Source organism: Cobetia sp. MM1IDA2H-1, assembly GCF_002916775.2.
GTDB classification, from domain to species: domain Bacteria; phylum Pseudomonadota; class Gammaproteobacteria; order Pseudomonadales; family Halomonadaceae; genus Cobetia; species Cobetia marina.
On sequence record NZ_CM133225.1, the window covers coordinates 3923663 to 3939196 of the forward strand.

Below are 15534 nucleotides of genomic sequence, written 5' to 3' on the forward strand. Positions count from 1 at the left end.
CCTTACTGTGCCAGTATGATTTCGCTCTGCACGACTGCCAGCGCCTGGCGCTCACTGCCACCCCAGCCAGCTGCAGTAATGCGATATCCATTTTCGGGCAAGGCATTGTTCATGTTGTCGGCATTGAGAATGCCCTGAACGGTGCTGCCCAGATACTCGATGATGTAATTTCCGCTCTCTCCTTCCTTTAAGTGACCGATACCGGTCCAGCCATCTGGAGTCAGCAGATCACTCGGCGCATCAACACCCGATACCGTCAGATCGTAGAGTCCGTTGCTCTCTCCTGTCGAAAATTCGCCCAGTGAAATGACACCACTTTCCAGCTTATCCTCAGCCTCTTTCAACAATCCTTCAGCACGTGCATAAGCAGTGTCATATTGCTGCACATTGACCGTCATACGGGTTTGCAACTGAGTATTTTCACTGCCCGACACAGCCATCATGCCTACGACTACCAGCATGACCAGGACCATCAGCAGCACCATACCACCTTGCTGGTGGGCCGAAGCATAACGAGGACTCATAAGCCAAGGTTCCGTGGGCTAAACGTCATGGAGAAGGTACGTTGCATGGTGCCACCAGCTTCGCCTTCAACCTGAAGTGAAGGCGGCGTGCTGAGCGCCAGATCAAGGTGGATGCGCCGCACTTGATCCCAACGACCTGCGACTTGGCTGGCAGTCTGATCAACGGCGTAACCGCTGCCTACGGCGAGGTCAAATCGAAGCTGTATCTCATTCACGTAACTGGCCAGCTCCTCTGCACATCCAGCCTCCGGGCCGTCACCTGACGCATTATCCGAGCTGAGGCAAAGCCGTTGTGGGTTATCAGTGGTAGACGTCAGCATTACAAGATACCAACGCTCGAAAGGATAGACGAAAGGATGGGTTTGCTGATTACCGCCGTAGCCATGCTGCAAGCCACTCGACAATGACAATTTGCCATCTTCACTACCACTGACAGTGTCGATGTCACCACTCTCACAATCGCTGATCATGACGTAACTACCAGATGACAATTGCTCGCCACTGTAGCTCTTCACCTCAATGGAGCGATCGCCCTGCGCGGCCGCGGAAGACAACTGCCAACCGCGTTGACCGTCATCAGCCAAAGCCAAGGCAGGAATCTGCATGGCAAGGCGATCATAGCCCACCCCACCCTCAGTGACAGTCTTAACGGCCAGAGGTTGAGCGTGAGTTCCCGTGTTATCGCTGACATTCGACCAGGGTGTACACCCCGAGAAGCCAATATTGCGCATGACCGGCTGCAGACGGTGTGAAACATGACGAGCACTCTCCTGAAGATAGGAAAGAGCTTCTTGGGTCGTTGCGGTAGCGCGTATCGTCAGGAAGTACTGAAGCGCCATACCCGTGATGAACAACCCCAGCACCAATCCCAGCATCAACTCAACCAGTCCAATACCCTGCTGACGGCGAAGTCCTTGTAGTCGGCACTGGCGGTGACCAATTGAAGGTTTCATGGCGCTATCCGGATCTGAAGTGTCTCAGTGAGTGTTTGGCTATCCGTATCTCCGGAACTCCCCTTGTCGGCTGCTGCCTGCCAGGAAAGAGTGAGATCAAGCTGGCCGCCACTTTCAGTGATGGTGCCTATGGATTCAGGTAAACGACTATTGGCAAGTCTTTGCTGCCACGACCAGACGTCATGGGCAGCCAGCGCATCATCGCTTGTCACGGCCTGCTGCTCCGTGGCGGTTTTCGTATTGCTCCCCGAATATTGGCCTTCAGGATTCGCCTGAATGCGCTCAGCCATACCCACCAGCAAAATGCGCGCTTCAGTGCGAGCGAAGCTCTCATTATTCGCCTGCAGAGTTTCCATCTGCATCAATGCAAACCCGAGCAGTGCAAGCCCCATCAACAGCACGGCAATCAATGCCTCGATCAAACTAGCCCCGTGCTGGTTAGGACGTACTGGCCAGCATGCCTTATCCACAGCTCATTCCTCCGGCTCCATACGCCTCTGGCGCCAGGCGACCAATGATAGAAAGACCCAGCTGACGATGTGCCTGTGACGTTACACGACCACATATCAGAAGGTGTGTCGTGCTTTGCACCGCGCCTTGGCTATCAAAGGAAATGATTTTACTCGCGATCTGCACTGAAGCGCTGCCAGTGTGCTCGCGTAATACCTCGACTTTATCGGTACTAAAGTTGCTCAAAGCCTCTGCTGGGCTCCCTATAACCACTGCCCAGCCATTGTTCCAGGCAGCCGTATCCTCACAACGAGTACCGTCCCCACTAAGCGGGCACACGGATACCTGGCGCCCTCGAGTCACAGCGGTGCTCCGCGCATAGTTGAGCGCAGCGGTGAGTGTTTCGGCCGTGCTTGCCACCTCCTGACGGGTGATGAACCCCTGCCAAGCAGGCACAGCGACTGTCGAGATGATGGCCAACACCGAAACGGTGACCATCAACTCGACAAGGGTAAAACCACGCATCGCGTTGACCCGCTGCCCGGAGTACCCGGTAGCCATCTGGAGGGATTGCTTCATTGATTCATCCACTGGAGTGGCCCGAAAGACGACCAAAATGCAAATATTCGTAGTTAAGCAGTTACACATTCTCACTCAGCCGATACTCAACAACAAGACCAAGGAGCTTGCGTCCAAACATGCGTCCCTTGAAATACTGGCACATGACAAAAAAAACCCCGATCATCGTAGATCGAGGCTTCAGGCGCTTGCCATGCAATGTCGGCTGTCAGTGCCTACCAACAATCACTGCTATCGGTATCTTCCGAGTCCTCAAGAACTGCCGCTCCCTTCACTCCCAGCTCCGTGAGCGTAAAGGTGGCACAGTCCTCATCATTGGCCTGACTGCCCGTGGCAGTGGCCGTCAGCGTATAGCTGTCGGCGTCCCCCGCGACGGCCAGTGTATAGAAGCCCTCCTCGCTGGCCGTATCCGCCTGGCCAAGCCCGATCCCGTCTCCGCCGAGCCCCAGAGCATCATCACAGTCCGTGGCGGCAGTCACACTGGCGGTGGCATATTCTCCGCAGGTGGCCATGATACGCTCCTGGGTCTGGGCAAGCGCCAGCAGGGACGTGATGGCATCCGTGCGGCGTGAGCGCTCCACCTGATCCTGATAGCTGGGATAGGCGATAGCGGCCAGGATTCCGATGATGGCCACGGCAATCATCAGCTCCATCAAGCCGAAACCACCTTGTGATCGAGAACCGCCAGTTCGTCTGATCATCAACGCCCCCTGCGAAGCAGCGTGATATCGATCACCGGTCTTGGCTCGCCGCGCGGATCGAAGCGTACCTCGACCTCCTGCCCCGGATTGAGGTGGAATGCCTGAAGTTCTCGCCCATTGCGATTGAGGACGCGCGTGGTGGGCAGGATCACGAACCCCATGTCGTTGAGCTGCAGCTGGTCCCCCTCCACCTGATCAATCACGCCTGTGACGGTCTGCTCCATGTCCAGCTGAATCAAGGTATCTGCCGCCATGGCCGTCCCGCCCCACCCCGTGAGGAGTGCACAGGCTGCCAGCATCCATGCGCCGCCGCTCCGCTGCCACTTGTGTCGTGATATCTGCATGTTCCCTCTCCTAGCGCAGCTGGTACCAGGCACTACGGCCTTCCAGTCCATCGATCCCGAAGTCCATGGCCATATCGACCACCTGATTGGTACCGCCCTGACCGACGTACTGGGTATCTCCCAGGAACTTGGGCGAGGTGGGCTCCCCGTCCGTCTTTATCGACAGCACGACCTGATTGTTGACGTTGTCGCTGGCATCCACCTTGCCGTCGCCATTGTAGTCAAAGACCTGCTGGACACTGTTGTTGCTGCGGACCGGTTGCAGACCATTGCGCAGGCTGAGGGCATTCAACCAGCCGCTGGCACCACCGGTACAGGGGCCATTGCTGCCCGGGATCGTGGTATTGAAGACGATCAGATCGCCACGTACTGCCGGAATCGTCACCAGACGCTCCCCGGAATCGGAAAGCTCCACATACCACCCGTACTGGATGCCATTGTTGTTCTGATTGGCATAATCGACACCCACACCGGTGACGGTACGTGCATCACTGACCCCGGTGATGTTCGTGAAGCTCTGCTTTTCCAGCTGTCCGTGATAACGGCGCGTCGTGTCGCCCGTGTGCAATACGCTATAGAAAGACTGCGTCGAGGTGTCGATGGCATCCTGCAGCGTCAACAGTTGCCCCGTCCCCCAATAGACATTCAGGTACGGCGTATCGACGGTACTGTTGAAGACACCGCTGCGTGCCACGGCCACTCGCGAGGTGATGGGCTGGCGCGAAGCCGTCGGACAGGTCGATGTCGTGCTGTTCAGAGCCACCGCACATGACTGGAACAGGCGCGACGTCTCGCCGCTCCCCACGTCATCCAACGAGAAATCACGCATGTCGAACACCCAGACGTTGCCGTGAAGATCACCCGCGTAGACCCAATCGGTAATGCCATCGGCATCGATGTCCGCCAGCTCCGGGCTCGACATGCCATTGCAGTCGCTGTTGGCTGACGTGCAGGAACCCCCGGCATTGCTGCCCTGCTGTGAATCCAGCAGCGCGAAGTTTTCCGGGTCCTCCAGGTCCACGATGAACAGTTTGGCACGCCCGTCACTATCCGCGTTGTAGCCATTGCCGAAGATGGCGTACCACTTGCCATCATCAAGTCGAGCAACCTGAATGTCGCTGAAGGTGTAACCGAGATCCTCGTGGGTGAACTCCCACTGCACGATATCCGCCGGCGAGGTGCCATTGGACTCCCCCAGCGTGTCGAAGGCTTCGGGATCCGTGATATCCAGCATGTAGACCGCCTTGCCACCCGCGCCAAGCCCCCCCACCAGGACCGAATGCCAGCTGGGAGCGTCTTCCTCTCCCAGTTGTACGTGGACATCGCGCGCGACAGGCGTGGCATCGACGTAATACTGGTGAACATAATTCTGATCAGCGAGCTGACGAATGCCACGCCCTCCCTCGATGCTGAAAGCGGCATATGGCATGTAGGCGAATTTCTCTTCCCCGCTTTCCATGTCGATGGCATGCAACATGCCATCGTTGGCACCGATGTAGATCATCGACTGGCGATCTTCATGCAAGGTCTTGAAGGAGCGGTACGAAGACACTTCCATGTCATTGCGGTAGCTGGCGGAAGGCGGGCCGACGATGGCCGGCGAGGCGTGGACGATATCACCGAGATAGTTGTCGTCACGATCACGGAACAAGGTACCTTCATAGGTATCATCGCCCTTGAGATAGCCGATCAGATTCTCGAGCTCCGACGTTCTCACGGCAAGCGGTGTCCCATTGAGCGTGAGGAAGGTCCCGCTCGTATCCAGAATCTGCCCCGTCAGCTGCGTCACGGTATCACCGACCAGCTCCAGCACGCCGCTCTGCCCGCCGGTCAACCCCAGGGCATTGGCCAGACCATTGCCATTCCCCAGGCCGAGCCCCAGACCGTTGCCGAGAGTCCCGGAGACCCCGTTTGCAGCTTCACGCACGGAGATCAGCACGGCATCGGTCAACAGCGTCTCGTCCAGGAAACCGACGAGGTCGAGAATCTGTTCCGCCTCCAATGAGCCGGCCTCCTCGATATCAAAGAAGAAGGCCTTCTCGTCGACGTCCGAAATCCCCGGATTATAGGTGATCACCTTGCGACTGCTGCTGCGACCGGCATCGTCACGCAACCACTCCGCGACGGACCATTCGGATGTGCTGCTCAAGGTGCCATCGCTGCCGATCTTGCGTGCGACCACATCCCCCGCCCAGTTGGCCGGGTCATAGGTCGTCTGGATGACATAGGCATCACTGGTCTGGCTACCACTGCTGATATCCAGACTGCCGGTGCTGGCAGCACGCCCCGCGATTGACTGGGCGATATTGTTCAATGCATCGATCAGGGCCTGGGGGTTGGCAGCACTCAGATACTCGCCGCGTCCATTCCAGGCGGCATGGCGAAGATCATCAATGGTGGTATTGGTATTGGACACCGGCTGAGGCCAGGTGAAGGAGGTATCGATACCGGATGGGTTCTCGGTCAGGGAACCATCCACCCCGAAGCCGACAGTGTAGGTGACCATGTGCTGGGACGGGTTTTCATCCACATCCGGCACGGTGGGAACGCTATTGATCAGATCAGTGCGCAGGTCGGTGCGATAGTAATACATCGCCACGTCACCCAAGGTGTTGGAGTAACTGTCACGGTGACTGGCACTGATGTAATCACCGCTGCCACCATCGACATTGCCGACACTGGGACTTGAGCCATTCCAATAGCCATCAGTCATCATGATCGCGTAATTCTGCTGACACATGCCGCCTTCATCCGCACTCAGGATGGGCGCATTGTTCCCGGTACTGGCGAAGTATTCGCCGGCATTCTTCAAGGCCGTGCGCAGTGGTGTCCCGCCGGAGGGATAAGCGGTGAACAGCTCTTCCATCAGGTCGTCACGTTCATCGGCATCGGTCATGTCCGCGACGTTGCGGTTGTTGCGCCCCTGGATGGTACGCAGGCCTACCCGAGACTCGTTGGTATCGATGACGCCTGCCATGGCCGACTTGGCAACGGACATGCGGTCGCGGTAATAGGTGAACCAGTTGGCGAAGTTGGTCTTCTGCGCGGCGGACTGCTGGTTGATGTAGGTCTGACGCGTGGTATCCACATAAAGACCATTGCCACTTCGATAAAGCCCGCACTCCTCGAAGTCATACTCGCCGTCACCGTCATTGTCCGTCCAGTGCATGTAATAGACCCCGGTAAGATTGACGGTTGTCGTCGGCTCATAGGGATCCGCGCGCGCCGTCAGGAGCGTCGCGTCGAGGTAATCCGCTCCAAAGCGATCCTTGCCCGCCCAGGGGGCATAGGTGAGGGCCGGATTGTAGGCCAGGACATTGAAGCCATTGCACGAGCCAATGGCGCGGGCAACGCTGGTCTGGGATTGATGACTGACAGTCCCAAAATTGCTGATCGAGTAGACCCCGGAGTCTCCAAGCACCGACGAGGCGGGCTGATAGCCCCAGTATTCGACGCCCTGATTGAGCGTATCCTCCCAGGCCATGCTGCCCGAATCATCAAGGATGAACAGGATATTGGGCTGAACACCCGTGGCTTCCGTCACTGGCGCACGAGCGATTTCCCCGGGAGCCGCCAGGCAAGGCAGAGCGAAAAGGCATAGGGCACCACTCAGCAGATAACGCATGTTCATGCTCCTCTCAGAAGTAAGGGCCCAGTTCCAACTCGCTTTGCACCACTGTCCAGGAGGCGCCATTGCCGCCTCCCAGGCCCATTGCACTGACGCGGAAGGCATCCAGGCGCGTACCGACCGCATTCAATTCGTTGCTGGTATTCAGTGGGGGCTGACCGACCTTGCCCAGATACTCGATCACGTACGCCCCGATCACCGCGCCGTCATCATCATCCAGCGTATCGATGCCATTGGCCTGCCAATCCGCTTCAGAGAGCGGGTTGATCGGCGGCGCATCCTCAGGGAGTGCCAGCATCAGCCCAGCCGAGTCAACGAAATCGCCCAGTTCCCAGGCGCCATTCTCCAGACCCTCCTGCAACGCCCGCTCACCGATGCTGAGGCTGGTCTCGGCGTTGTAATAGGACTGCTCGAAGTTACGGCTGTTGACGGCCATCCGGGTCTGCAACTGACTGTCCTCCACGCCGGTGACGGCCAGCAGACCGATCACCACCAGCATGACCAGCACGATCAGCAGCGCGATGCCTTGCTGATGCGCGGGCCCCCTCGTTGCCGCACAGGGCCCGGATGTTGACGGCGATGTATGCATCAGCTGCCCCTCAGTTGCAGATTGCGCGGCGTGAACGTCAGATTGAAGGTGCGTGTCAGACGGCCATCGTTATCTCCGCCCGGCACCACGCCTGGCAGGCTCTCGAGCGTCAGGGCGATCTCGATGCGACGCACCTCATCCCAACGGTCTTCGCTGCGAACCGTGGCGGCAGGCACCTTGACCCGATCGACACTGCCGTTGCCAGTGGTGTCCAGACTGAAGCTGACATCGAAGCCCTCGACGCCAGAGGCCAGCTCTTCGCGCGCAAAGGTGGCATCGATGCGATCGAGATACAGCGCACGCACCGAGCTGTCATTGGCCTGATCATCCAGCCGGAGCTCCCAGGCCTGCACCGGATACAGATAGGCGTTCGATGACTGTGAACTGCCATAGGAACGCGACAGGGTATCGTTGGTCTCGATACTGCCCTGGGTCGTCCCCGACACCTTGAAGACATCGGTGCTGTTGCAATCACTGACCAGCGCGAACTCGTCCGTCACGAAGGCCGCTTCACTGCCATTGCGCACGCTCAGTGGTCCGCCCAGTGAGGTCATGCTGCTGATGAGCGTGGTCTCATCGCCATCCTTGCTGGCGGCGACGAACGTCAGATTGAAATAGCTGAGGCTGCGCTGGGTACGCTGCTGCCCACCGAAGGGCGCCGTGAGATCGTGGGAGTCATCCACTGAACTGGCATTGGTGATATCACGACTGTTGGCACACCCCGCGTAGCCCACATTGCGCATGAGGGGCTGAAGCCGGAACGAGACATAACGCGCAGACTCCTGAAGATAGGACAGGGCTTCCTGGGTACTCACGGTACTGCGTGACGTCGAGAACATCTGCACCGCCATCGCCGTGATGAGAAGCCCCAGCACCAGACTGATCATCAGTTCGACCAGGCCAACCCCCGCCTGATGCGCGCGAGAGGCTGGAGAGCGAGAGAACTTCTTGCCAGCGATAGAGACACGCGGGTTCATGGCTCCACCTCGAAGCGATATGCCTGGATATCCATTCCACCATTGAGCGTATCGCTCCATTGCACCTGGACACTGACGTCATGCACCCCGATACCGGCACCGCCGACCAGGCGCTCGTCTACCGTCACGTTGCCGACACCGCTGGTCAGAGTGGAACCCTGGATGGCCGTTCGCCAGTCGATCACATCCTGATTGGCCAACTGAGCAGGCGTGCAGTCTGACGAGCATCCATTGTCCGGTGGGTCCTGCGTATCGGCACCATCGTATTGCGCAATGGCTTCGAGATTGGCCCGGATGCGCTCGGCCATGTCCAATGACAGCAGCTGTGCCACCGTATTGCTGTAACTGACGCGCTGGTGCTGCAACGTCTGCACCTGCAGCAGCCCCAACCCCAGCAAGGAGACACCAAGCAGCAGCACGGCCACCAGCGCCTCGATCAGACCGACGCCACGCTGACGATGCGCCGTCGCGATCTTCGGAGGGTTACGCCTTGTCATGAGCAATCACCTCCCGTCTCGAGTCTCACGCGCCCTGAAGGCGCCACCACCACGGAAGTGGAATCCGATGCTGCGCAGAACACCAGCGTGCTGTTGCCGCTGTTGAGTGTGCCGCGATCGTTGAAGGTGATACGACTGGCACCGCCGGATTGCGCCACCGAGTTGCTGCCCTGATGAACCCACATGCGATCCCCTGCCGTGAAATTGGCCCCACTGCCTTCATACACCACCCAGCCATTCGACCAGTCCGCATCGCAGACAGTGGGATTCGGCGTGGCAACGCTCGGAGCATAGGGACAGACGCTGACCATGGTGCCGCGACTGGTCGCGGCACTGCGTGCCATCGCCAGGGCATGCGTCAGGGCGCGAACGTCGGACTCCACCTGAGAGCGCTGTACCATCCCTTGCCAGGCAGGCACCGCCCAGGCAGCGATGATGGCGATGATCGCCACCGTCACCACCAGCTCGATCAGCGTGAAACCGCGTGAATGACGCATGATGTCAGGCTCCCCGGCCTCTCGTGGCCTCTCATGCAACGCGAAAGGCAGTTCTCTCCCGACCCGATGTCGAGAGGATGGTCTCGCAGACTTCACCAACACCGCCCTCCTCCTTCCGCGCCGGTATTCATGACCTCATCCATCCACAGAATGCCGCAGTCATCGTTGAGCTGTGCTCCCTGCGGAGTGGCTTGCAACACGAAGGTGCTCGGCGTGAGGCTGCGATAGGAGATCAGGTAACGCAGATTGCCGCCGGCATCCTCGATACTGCTGACGCCATCGGCTGGCAACTCACCCTCCAGCACCGGCGCCTCGGAGAAATCGTGTCCATAGAAGCCATGCAACTGCCTGGCCTGCTGGCCCAGCGCCTGCTGAGCATGAGAACGCCAGCTGCGCTCCACGTACCCGAGATAGGATGGCACTGCTACCGCCGCCAGAATCCCGATGATCGCGACCACCATCATGACTTCGATGAGCGTGAAGCCTCGTGCTCCTCTGGGCCCGCACGCTCCCGCTGCCCCGCGTCGTGCACGAGCACCGATGACGCTTTTGGCTAGGGGATGGCATGGCATGCCGATATCTCCAGAGGTGGCTTACCCTCCATTATGTATCATTTTCGTAACTGAGCATTACATTTTTTTTCATATATCCTCAGCCCAGATCAACGCTCACCGGAATGATCAGGGCATTGAGAACATGCGCAATAACTCACAAAGAGCCAGATATTGCGGATCAGACATGAAAAAAGCCGCGACAGAGTCGCGGCTTTCAGATGACCAATGACTTACAGAGCGTTACAGCTCGCGAATCTGATCCGAGGCGATCAAGCGCTCCTTGAGCTCCTTGGGCATGGAGAAGACGATATTCTCCTCCTGACCTTCCAGTTCCTCGGGCGCCGAAGCCCCCAGTGCCATCAGGCGATCGATCACGCCCTGCACCAGCACTTCGGGCGCACTTGCGCCTGCCGTGATCCCGATACTGCCGATACCCTCGAGCCAGGCGGCCTCGATCTGCTCGGCATCATCGATCAACCAGGCCGGGGTCTGCATGCGCTCGGCCAGTTCGCGCAGGCGATTGGAGTTGGAGCTGTTGGGGCTGCCGACCACCAGCACCACATCGCAGGCTTCCGCCAGCATGCGTACGGCGTCCTGACGATTCTGGGTCGCGTAGCAGATATCGTCCTTGCGCGGCCCTTGAATCGCCGGGAAGCGTTCGCGCAGCGCATCGATCACACGCGCCGTGTCATCCATGGACAGTGTGGTCTGGGTGACGAAGGCCAGCTGATCCGGGTCCTTGACCTCCAGGCGCGCCACATCGGACTCGTCCTCCACCAAGTGGATGGTGCCACCCTTGGAGGTGTCATAGCGACCCATGGTGCCCTCGACTTCCGGGTGACCCTCATGGCCGATCAGCACGCAATCCTGGCCCTTGCGCGCATAGCGCAGCACTTCCATGTGCACCTTGGTCACCAGCGGACAGGTGGCATCGAAGACCTTGAGGTTGCGACGCTCGGCCTCTTCCTGCACCGCACGCGAGACACCGTGGGCCGAGAAGATGACGATGACGTCATCCGGCACTTCGTGCAGTTCCTCGACGAAGATGGCGCCGCGCTCCTTGAGGGAGTCGACCACGAAGCGATTGTGCACCACCTCGTGACGCACGTAGATCGGCGGCCCGAACACGTCGAGCGCCCCGTTGACGATATCGATGGCGCGATCCACTCCGGCGCAGAAACCGCGCGGGTTGGCCAGCTTGATCTGCATGACAGGCTCCGCTTGATGGCAAGGGGCACACGTGTGAGGCGCCCCTGGAAAAGAAGACTCAGTGCGTGGTCGCGGGGGAGACGGACAGCACCTCGACCTCGAAGGTCAGGGTACGCCCGGCCAGCGGGTGGTTGAAGTCGACCTTGACGTCACGCTCATCGATCTCGCGAATGATGCCCGGCAGCTCCGAGCCTGACGGCTCGGCGAAGGACATCACCATGCCGACCTCGATCTCGTCATCGAAGCTCTTGCGCGCCACGGTCTGGACATTCTGCGGATTGTGCTGACCGAAGGCATGCTCCGGCGTGACCGTGAAGCTGCCGGTCTCACCTGCCGCCATGCCCATGATCGGCCGCTCGAAGCCCGGCGGCAGATTGCCATCGCCTACCTGGAAGGTGGCCGGCGTCTTGTCGAAGGTGGAATCCACTTCGGTACCGTCTTCCAGACGCAGACGGAAATGGAGGCTGACCTCCATGTTTTCGGCGATACGATATTCGCTCATGCTGACCTCGTTTGCGCCACTCACTCGGAGCGGCCACGGAAGGATTCGATGATCAGTGCCACGGCTCCCAGGCTGATGGCGACGTCCGCCACATTGAAGGCCGGGAAGAAGGCATTGCCCCAGTGGAAGGACAGGAAGTCCACCACGTAACCATGCACGACACGATCATAAAGATTGCCCAGTGCGCCACCCAGTACCAGCGCGATGCCCAGCGCCGTGAAGGTCTCGTGACGCTTGAGGCGCGCAAGCCAGATGCTCAGACCGATGGCCGCCACCACGGCGATGCCGGCGAACAGCCAGCGCTGCCAGCCGTCATGACCGGCCAGGAAACTGAAGGCCGCGCCGGTATTGTGCAGCAGCGTCAGATTGAAGACCGGCAGCACCTCGTTGGCCTGACCGTAGATCAAAGAACTGCTGGCCAACCACTTGGTGGTCAGGTCCAGCACCACGATCACCACTGACAGCCACAGCCAGCGCAACGGCGAACGCATCGGCTCACTGGCGGCCGAGCCGGCCTCACTGGCAGGCGGTTGTGAAGAAGACGTCATGTTACCTTCCTGTCGGGGATGCCATGGGCATCCCTGCATGAAATGAATCCGTCGGCAGCAAGACACGAACGCCGGGCCAGAGCCCGGCGTTCGATATCAGCGCTCAGCGGAGGCTGAACGATGCCGCGGTCGCGTCAGCGATCACGCGAAGTGACGCGTCTCGCCTTCGCCATCCGACAGGTTGGTCACGCAGCGGCCACACAGGGTCGGATGTTCCGGCAGGGTGCCGACTTCCGGACGGTGGTGCCAGCAACGTTCGCACTTGGCATTCTCGCTGACCTTGACCGCCACCTTGAGGCCGGACACTTCGGTCTCTTCTGCGTCACCCGCAGCATCGAGAGGCGCCAGGGTCACGCCGCTGGTCAGCATCACGAAGCGCAGCTCGTCGCCGAGGCTTGCCAGCAGTGCGTTGAGCTCGTCATTGACGTAGAGGGTGACTTCCGCCGCCAGGCCATTCTTGACCAGACCGGCATTGCGCGCACCTTCCAGCGTCTTGTTGACCGCCTGCTTGACGTGCAGCACCTGTTCCCAGAAGTCACGACCCATCGCGGCATCATCCGCCAGTGTGGCCAGGCCGGTATAGGCTGTCTCGAGGAAGATGGTGTCCTTGCGCGGGCCCGGGATGTTGGCGTAGATCTCTTCTCCGGTGAAGGAGAGGATCGGTGCCATCCAGCGAGCCAGTGCCTCGATCACGTGATACAGCGCGGTCTGACAGCTGCGACGCGCACGCGAGTTCGGCTGCGTGGTGTACTGGCGATCCTTGATGATATCCAGGTAGAAGCCACCCAGCTCACGCGAGCAGAAGGTCAGCACCTGCTGATAGATATCGAGGAAGCGGTATTCCTCGTAGGCCAGCTCGACACGTGCCTGCAGCTGGGCGGCACGATCGACCACCCACTGGTCCAGCGCCAGCATGTCGTCGAAGGCCAGCGCATCACGCTCGGGCTCGAAACCGTTCAGGTTGGACAGCAGGAAGCGCGAGGTGTTGCGAATGCGGCGATAGGCATCGGCAGTCCGCTTGAGGATCTCGTCCGAGACGGCCATCTCACCGGAATAGTCATTGGAGGACACCCACAGGCGCAGAATGTCGGCACCCAGCTTGTCCATCACCTGCTGCGGCGCGACCACGTTGCCCACTGACTTGGACATCTTGCGGCCCTGCGCATCGACGGTGAAACCGTGAGTCAGCAGTGCCTTGTAGGGCGCGTGGCCGTCGATGGCACAGCCGGTCAGCAGTGACGAGTGGAACCAGCCACGGTGCTGGTCGGAGCCTTCCAGATACAGGTCGGCACGCGGACCTTCCTCGTGACCATGCGGGTGCGAGCCACGCAGCACATGCCAGTGGGTCGTGCCGGAATCGAACCACACGTCCAGCGTGTCGGTGACCTTCTCGTAGTTCTCGGCCTCATCGCCCAGCAGCTCCTGGCTGTCGAGTGACCACCAGGCATCGATGCCGTGCTCGGCGACGCGATCCGCGACCGCTTCCATCAGCGCGACGCTGTCAGGGTGCAGTTCGCCAGTGGCGCGATGCAGGAACAGCGGAATCGGCACGCCCCAGTTGCGCTGACGCGAGATGCACCAGTCAGGGCGGTTGGCGATCATGCTCTTCAGGCGCGCCTGGCCCCAGGCCGGGATGAAGGTGGTGTCCTCGATGGCGGACAGCGCCTTGTCACGCAGGGTCACGCCATCGGTGCCGGCGATGTCCATGCCGACGAACCACTGGGCCGTGGCGCGATAGATGACCGGCGTCTTGTGGCGCCAGCAGTGCATGTAGCTGTGGGTGATCTTCTCGTGCGCCATCAGCGCGCCGAGTTCTTCCAGACGCGCGACGATGTTCGGATTGGCCTTCCAGATGAACTGACCACCGAATTCCGGCAGGTCCGGCACGTAGACGCCGTTGCCCTGCACCGGGCTCTCGATCTCGTCGAAGCTCATGCCGTAACGACGGCAGGTGTGGAAGTCATCCTCGCCGTAGGCCGGCGCGGAGTGGACGATACCGGTACCGGCACCGGTCTCGACGTAGTCGGCCAGATAGACCGGCGACAGACGATCGTAGATCGGGTGGCGGAAGTTGAGATTCTCCAGTGCCGCGCCATTGACGGTCGCCAGTGTCTCGCCACTCAGCCCGAAGCGCGCCAGGCTGTCGTCGACCAGCTCCTCGGCGAGCACCAGCAGGCGCTCGCCGGTATCGACCAGCGAGTAGACGAAGTCCGGGTGAACGTTGAGCGCCTGGTTGGCCGGAATGGTCCACGGGGTGGTGGTCCAGATCACGATCGCCGCCGGCTTGCTCAGTGACTCGAGGCCGAAGGCCTTGGCCAGCGCCGCGCTGTCGTCTGCCGCGAAGGCGACATCGATGGCGTCAGAGGTCTTGTCGGCGTATTCGACTTCCGCTTCCGCAAGCGCAGAGCCACAGTCGAAGCACCAGTTGACCGGCTTCAGGCCCTTGAAGACATAACCGCCCTTGACCATCTCGGCCAGCGCACGGATCTCGCCGGCTTCGTTGGCGAAGTCCATGGAGCGATACGGGTTACCCCAGTCACCGACGATGCCGAGACGGATGAACTCGTGCTTCTGACCTTCCACCTGCACGCCCGCGTATTCGCGGCACAGGTGGCGGGCTTTCTCGGACTCGAGATGCTTGCCGTGGGTGGTCTCGACCTTGTGCTCGATGGGCAGACCATGACAGTCCCAGCCCGGCACGTAAGGCGCATCGAAGCCCGCCATCGTCTTGGACTTGACGATGATGTCCTTGAGAATCTTGTTGACGGCGTGACCGATGTGAATATTGCCGTTGGCATAGGGAGGGCCGTCGTGGAGCACGAAGCTCGGACGGCCCTTGCCTGCTTCACGCAGACGCGCGTAGAGGTCAATCTCGTTCCAGCGGGCCAGTTGGTCCGGCTCACGCTTGGGGAGATTGCCGCGCATCGGGAAGTCGGTATCGGGCAGATTCAAAGTGTGCTTGTAGTCGCTCATAGCCTTTCG

General features: G+C 60.0%; 16 protein-coding genes. All 16 read right to left on the bottom strand.

All coding sequences use genetic code 11. The annotated features are described in order from the left end of the window. Positions 1-2 precede the first annotated feature (2 nt). Positions 3-524, bottom strand: coding sequence for a pilus assembly PilX family protein (locus BOH68_RS16435; protein WP_077373465.1), 522 nt, complete (start codon positions 522-524; stop codon positions 3-5). Then, entirely contained in the window at positions 521-1477 is a 957-nt protein-coding gene (locus BOH68_RS16440; RefSeq protein WP_077373462.1) for a PilW family protein, read from the bottom strand. The genes BOH68_RS16435 and BOH68_RS16440 overlap by 4 nt, the downstream gene beginning before the upstream one ends. Continuing rightward, positions 1474-1947: a type IV pilus modification protein PilV gene (pilV, locus tag BOH68_RS16445; RefSeq protein WP_077373459.1), complete on the bottom strand. Its 474-nt coding sequence runs from the start codon at positions 1945-1947 to the stop codon at positions 1474-1476. The genes BOH68_RS16440 and pilV (BOH68_RS16445) overlap by 4 nt, the downstream gene beginning before the upstream one ends. Next, a complete protein-coding gene (locus tag BOH68_RS16450) occupies positions 1940-2506 on the bottom strand; it encodes a GspH/FimT family pseudopilin (RefSeq protein WP_170877367.1) in 567 nt (188 codons plus the stop codon). Before BOH68_RS16450 ends, pilV (BOH68_RS16445) begins: the two co-directional genes overlap by 8 nt. Positions 2507-2721: 215 nt before the next feature. Further along, complete coding sequence (locus BOH68_RS16455; protein WP_077373453.1) at positions 2722-3207, bottom strand: type IV pilin protein; 486 nt, start codon at positions 3205-3207, stop codon at positions 2722-2724. Next, positions 3207-3551 carry a hypothetical protein gene (locus BOH68_RS16460; protein WP_077373450.1) on the bottom strand — a complete coding sequence of 115 codons (345 nt, stop codon included), beginning with the start codon at positions 3549-3551 and terminating at the stop codon, positions 3207-3209. The genes BOH68_RS16455 and BOH68_RS16460 overlap by 1 nt, the downstream gene beginning before the upstream one ends. Before the next feature lie 10 nt (positions 3552-3561). Beyond that, entirely contained in the window at positions 3562-7176 is a 3615-nt protein-coding gene (locus BOH68_RS16465) for a pilus assembly protein (protein ID WP_170877366.1), read from the bottom strand. Between the two features lie 13 nt (positions 7177-7189). Next, positions 7190-7768: a pilus assembly PilX family protein gene (locus BOH68_RS16470; RefSeq protein WP_139345424.1), complete on the bottom strand. Its 579-nt coding sequence runs from the start codon at positions 7766-7768 to the stop codon at positions 7190-7192. Continuing rightward, complete coding sequence (locus tag BOH68_RS16475) at positions 7768-8745, bottom strand: PilW family protein (RefSeq protein WP_167592954.1); 978 nt, start codon at positions 8743-8745, stop codon at positions 7768-7770. Before BOH68_RS16475 ends, BOH68_RS16470 begins: the two co-directional genes overlap by 1 nt. Then, a complete protein-coding gene (gene pilV, locus BOH68_RS16480) occupies positions 8742-9242 on the bottom strand; it encodes a type IV pilus modification protein PilV (protein WP_077373441.1) in 501 nt (166 codons plus the stop codon). Before pilV (BOH68_RS16480) ends, BOH68_RS16475 begins: the two co-directional genes overlap by 4 nt. Continuing rightward, on the bottom strand, positions 9239-9739 hold the full coding sequence (locus BOH68_RS16485; RefSeq protein ID WP_077373519.1) for a GspH/FimT family pseudopilin: 501 nt from the start codon (positions 9737-9739) through the stop codon (positions 9239-9241). The genes pilV (BOH68_RS16480) and BOH68_RS16485 overlap by 4 nt, the downstream gene beginning before the upstream one ends. A 92-nt stretch (positions 9740-9831) precedes the next feature. After that, positions 9832-10203 carry a type IV pilin protein gene (locus BOH68_RS16490; RefSeq protein WP_127736627.1) on the bottom strand — a complete coding sequence of 124 codons (372 nt, stop codon included), beginning with the start codon at positions 10201-10203 and terminating at the stop codon, positions 9832-9834. 330 nt (positions 10204-10533) lie between these two features. Continuing rightward, on the bottom strand, positions 10534-11502 hold the full coding sequence (gene ispH, locus BOH68_RS16495; RefSeq protein ID WP_077373435.1) for a 4-hydroxy-3-methylbut-2-enyl diphosphate reductase: 969 nt from the start codon (positions 11500-11502) through the stop codon (positions 10534-10536). A 58-nt stretch (positions 11503-11560) separates the two neighbouring features. After that, complete coding sequence (fkpB, locus tag BOH68_RS16500) at positions 11561-12004, bottom strand: FKBP-type peptidyl-prolyl cis-trans isomerase (protein ID WP_077373432.1); 444 nt, start codon at positions 12002-12004, stop codon at positions 11561-11563. A gap of 20 nt (positions 12005-12024) precedes the next feature. Continuing rightward, the gene (gene lspA, locus BOH68_RS16505) at positions 12025-12552 is read right to left on the bottom strand and encodes a signal peptidase II (RefSeq protein ID WP_240499635.1); all 528 of its coding nucleotides are present in this window, start codon (positions 12550-12552) and stop codon (positions 12025-12027) included. Positions 12553-12693: 141 nt separating this feature from the next. Further along, on the bottom strand, positions 12694-15525 hold the full coding sequence (gene ileS / locus BOH68_RS16510; RefSeq protein ID WP_077373429.1) for an isoleucine--tRNA ligase: 2832 nt from the start codon (positions 15523-15525) through the stop codon (positions 12694-12696). Between the last annotated feature and the right edge of the window lie 9 nt (positions 15526-15534).

Excerpts from the sequence above, each read along its gene's own strand:
- BOH68_RS16435 (WP_077373465.1), bottom strand. The coding sequence starts at position 524 with ATGAGTCCTCGTTATGCTTCGGCCCACCAGCAAGGTGGTATGGTGCTG.
- BOH68_RS16440 (WP_077373462.1), bottom strand. The coding sequence starts at position 1,477 with ATGAAACCTTCAATTGGTCACCGCCAGTGCCGACTACAAGGACTTCGC.
- BOH68_RS16450 (WP_170877367.1), bottom strand. The coding sequence starts at position 2,506 with ATGAAGCAATCCCTCCAGATGGCTACCGGGTACTCCGGGCAGCGGGTC.
- BOH68_RS16455 (WP_077373453.1), bottom strand. The coding sequence starts at position 3,207 with ATGATCAGACGAACTGGCGGTTCTCGATCACAAGGTGGTTTCGGCTTG.
- BOH68_RS16460 (WP_077373450.1), bottom strand. The coding sequence starts at position 3,551 with ATGCAGATATCACGACACAAGTGGCAGCGGAGCGGCGGCGCATGGATG.
- BOH68_RS16465 (WP_170877366.1), bottom strand. The coding sequence starts at position 7,176 with ATGCGTTATCTGCTGAGTGGTGCCCTATGCCTTTTCGCTCTGCCTTGC.
- BOH68_RS16470 (WP_139345424.1), bottom strand. The coding sequence starts at position 7,768 with ATGCATACATCGCCGTCAACATCCGGGCCCTGTGCGGCAACGAGGGGG.
- BOH68_RS16475 (WP_167592954.1), bottom strand. The coding sequence starts at position 8,745 with ATGAACCCGCGTGTCTCTATCGCTGGCAAGAAGTTCTCTCGCTCTCCA.
- pilV (WP_077373441.1), bottom strand. The coding sequence starts at position 9,242 with ATGACAAGGCGTAACCCTCCGAAGATCGCGACGGCGCATCGTCAGCGT.
- BOH68_RS16485 (WP_077373519.1), bottom strand. The coding sequence starts at position 9,739 with ATGCGTCATTCACGCGGTTTCACGCTGATCGAGCTGGTGGTGACGGTG.
- BOH68_RS16490 (WP_127736627.1), bottom strand. The coding sequence starts at position 10,203 with ATGATGGTGGTCGCGATCATCGGGATTCTGGCGGCGGTAGCAGTGCCA.
- ispH (WP_077373435.1), bottom strand. The coding sequence starts at position 11,502 with ATGCAGATCAAGCTGGCCAACCCGCGCGGTTTCTGCGCCGGAGTGGAT.
- fkpB (WP_077373432.1), bottom strand. The coding sequence starts at position 12,004 with ATGAGCGAATATCGTATCGCCGAAAACATGGAGGTCAGCCTCCATTTC.
- lspA (WP_240499635.1), bottom strand. The coding sequence starts at position 12,552 with ATGACGTCTTCTTCACAACCGCCTGCCAGTGAGGCCGGCTCGGCCGCC.
- ileS (WP_077373429.1), bottom strand. The coding sequence starts at position 15,525 with ATGAGCGACTACAAGCACACTTTGAATCTGCCCGATACCGACTTCCCG.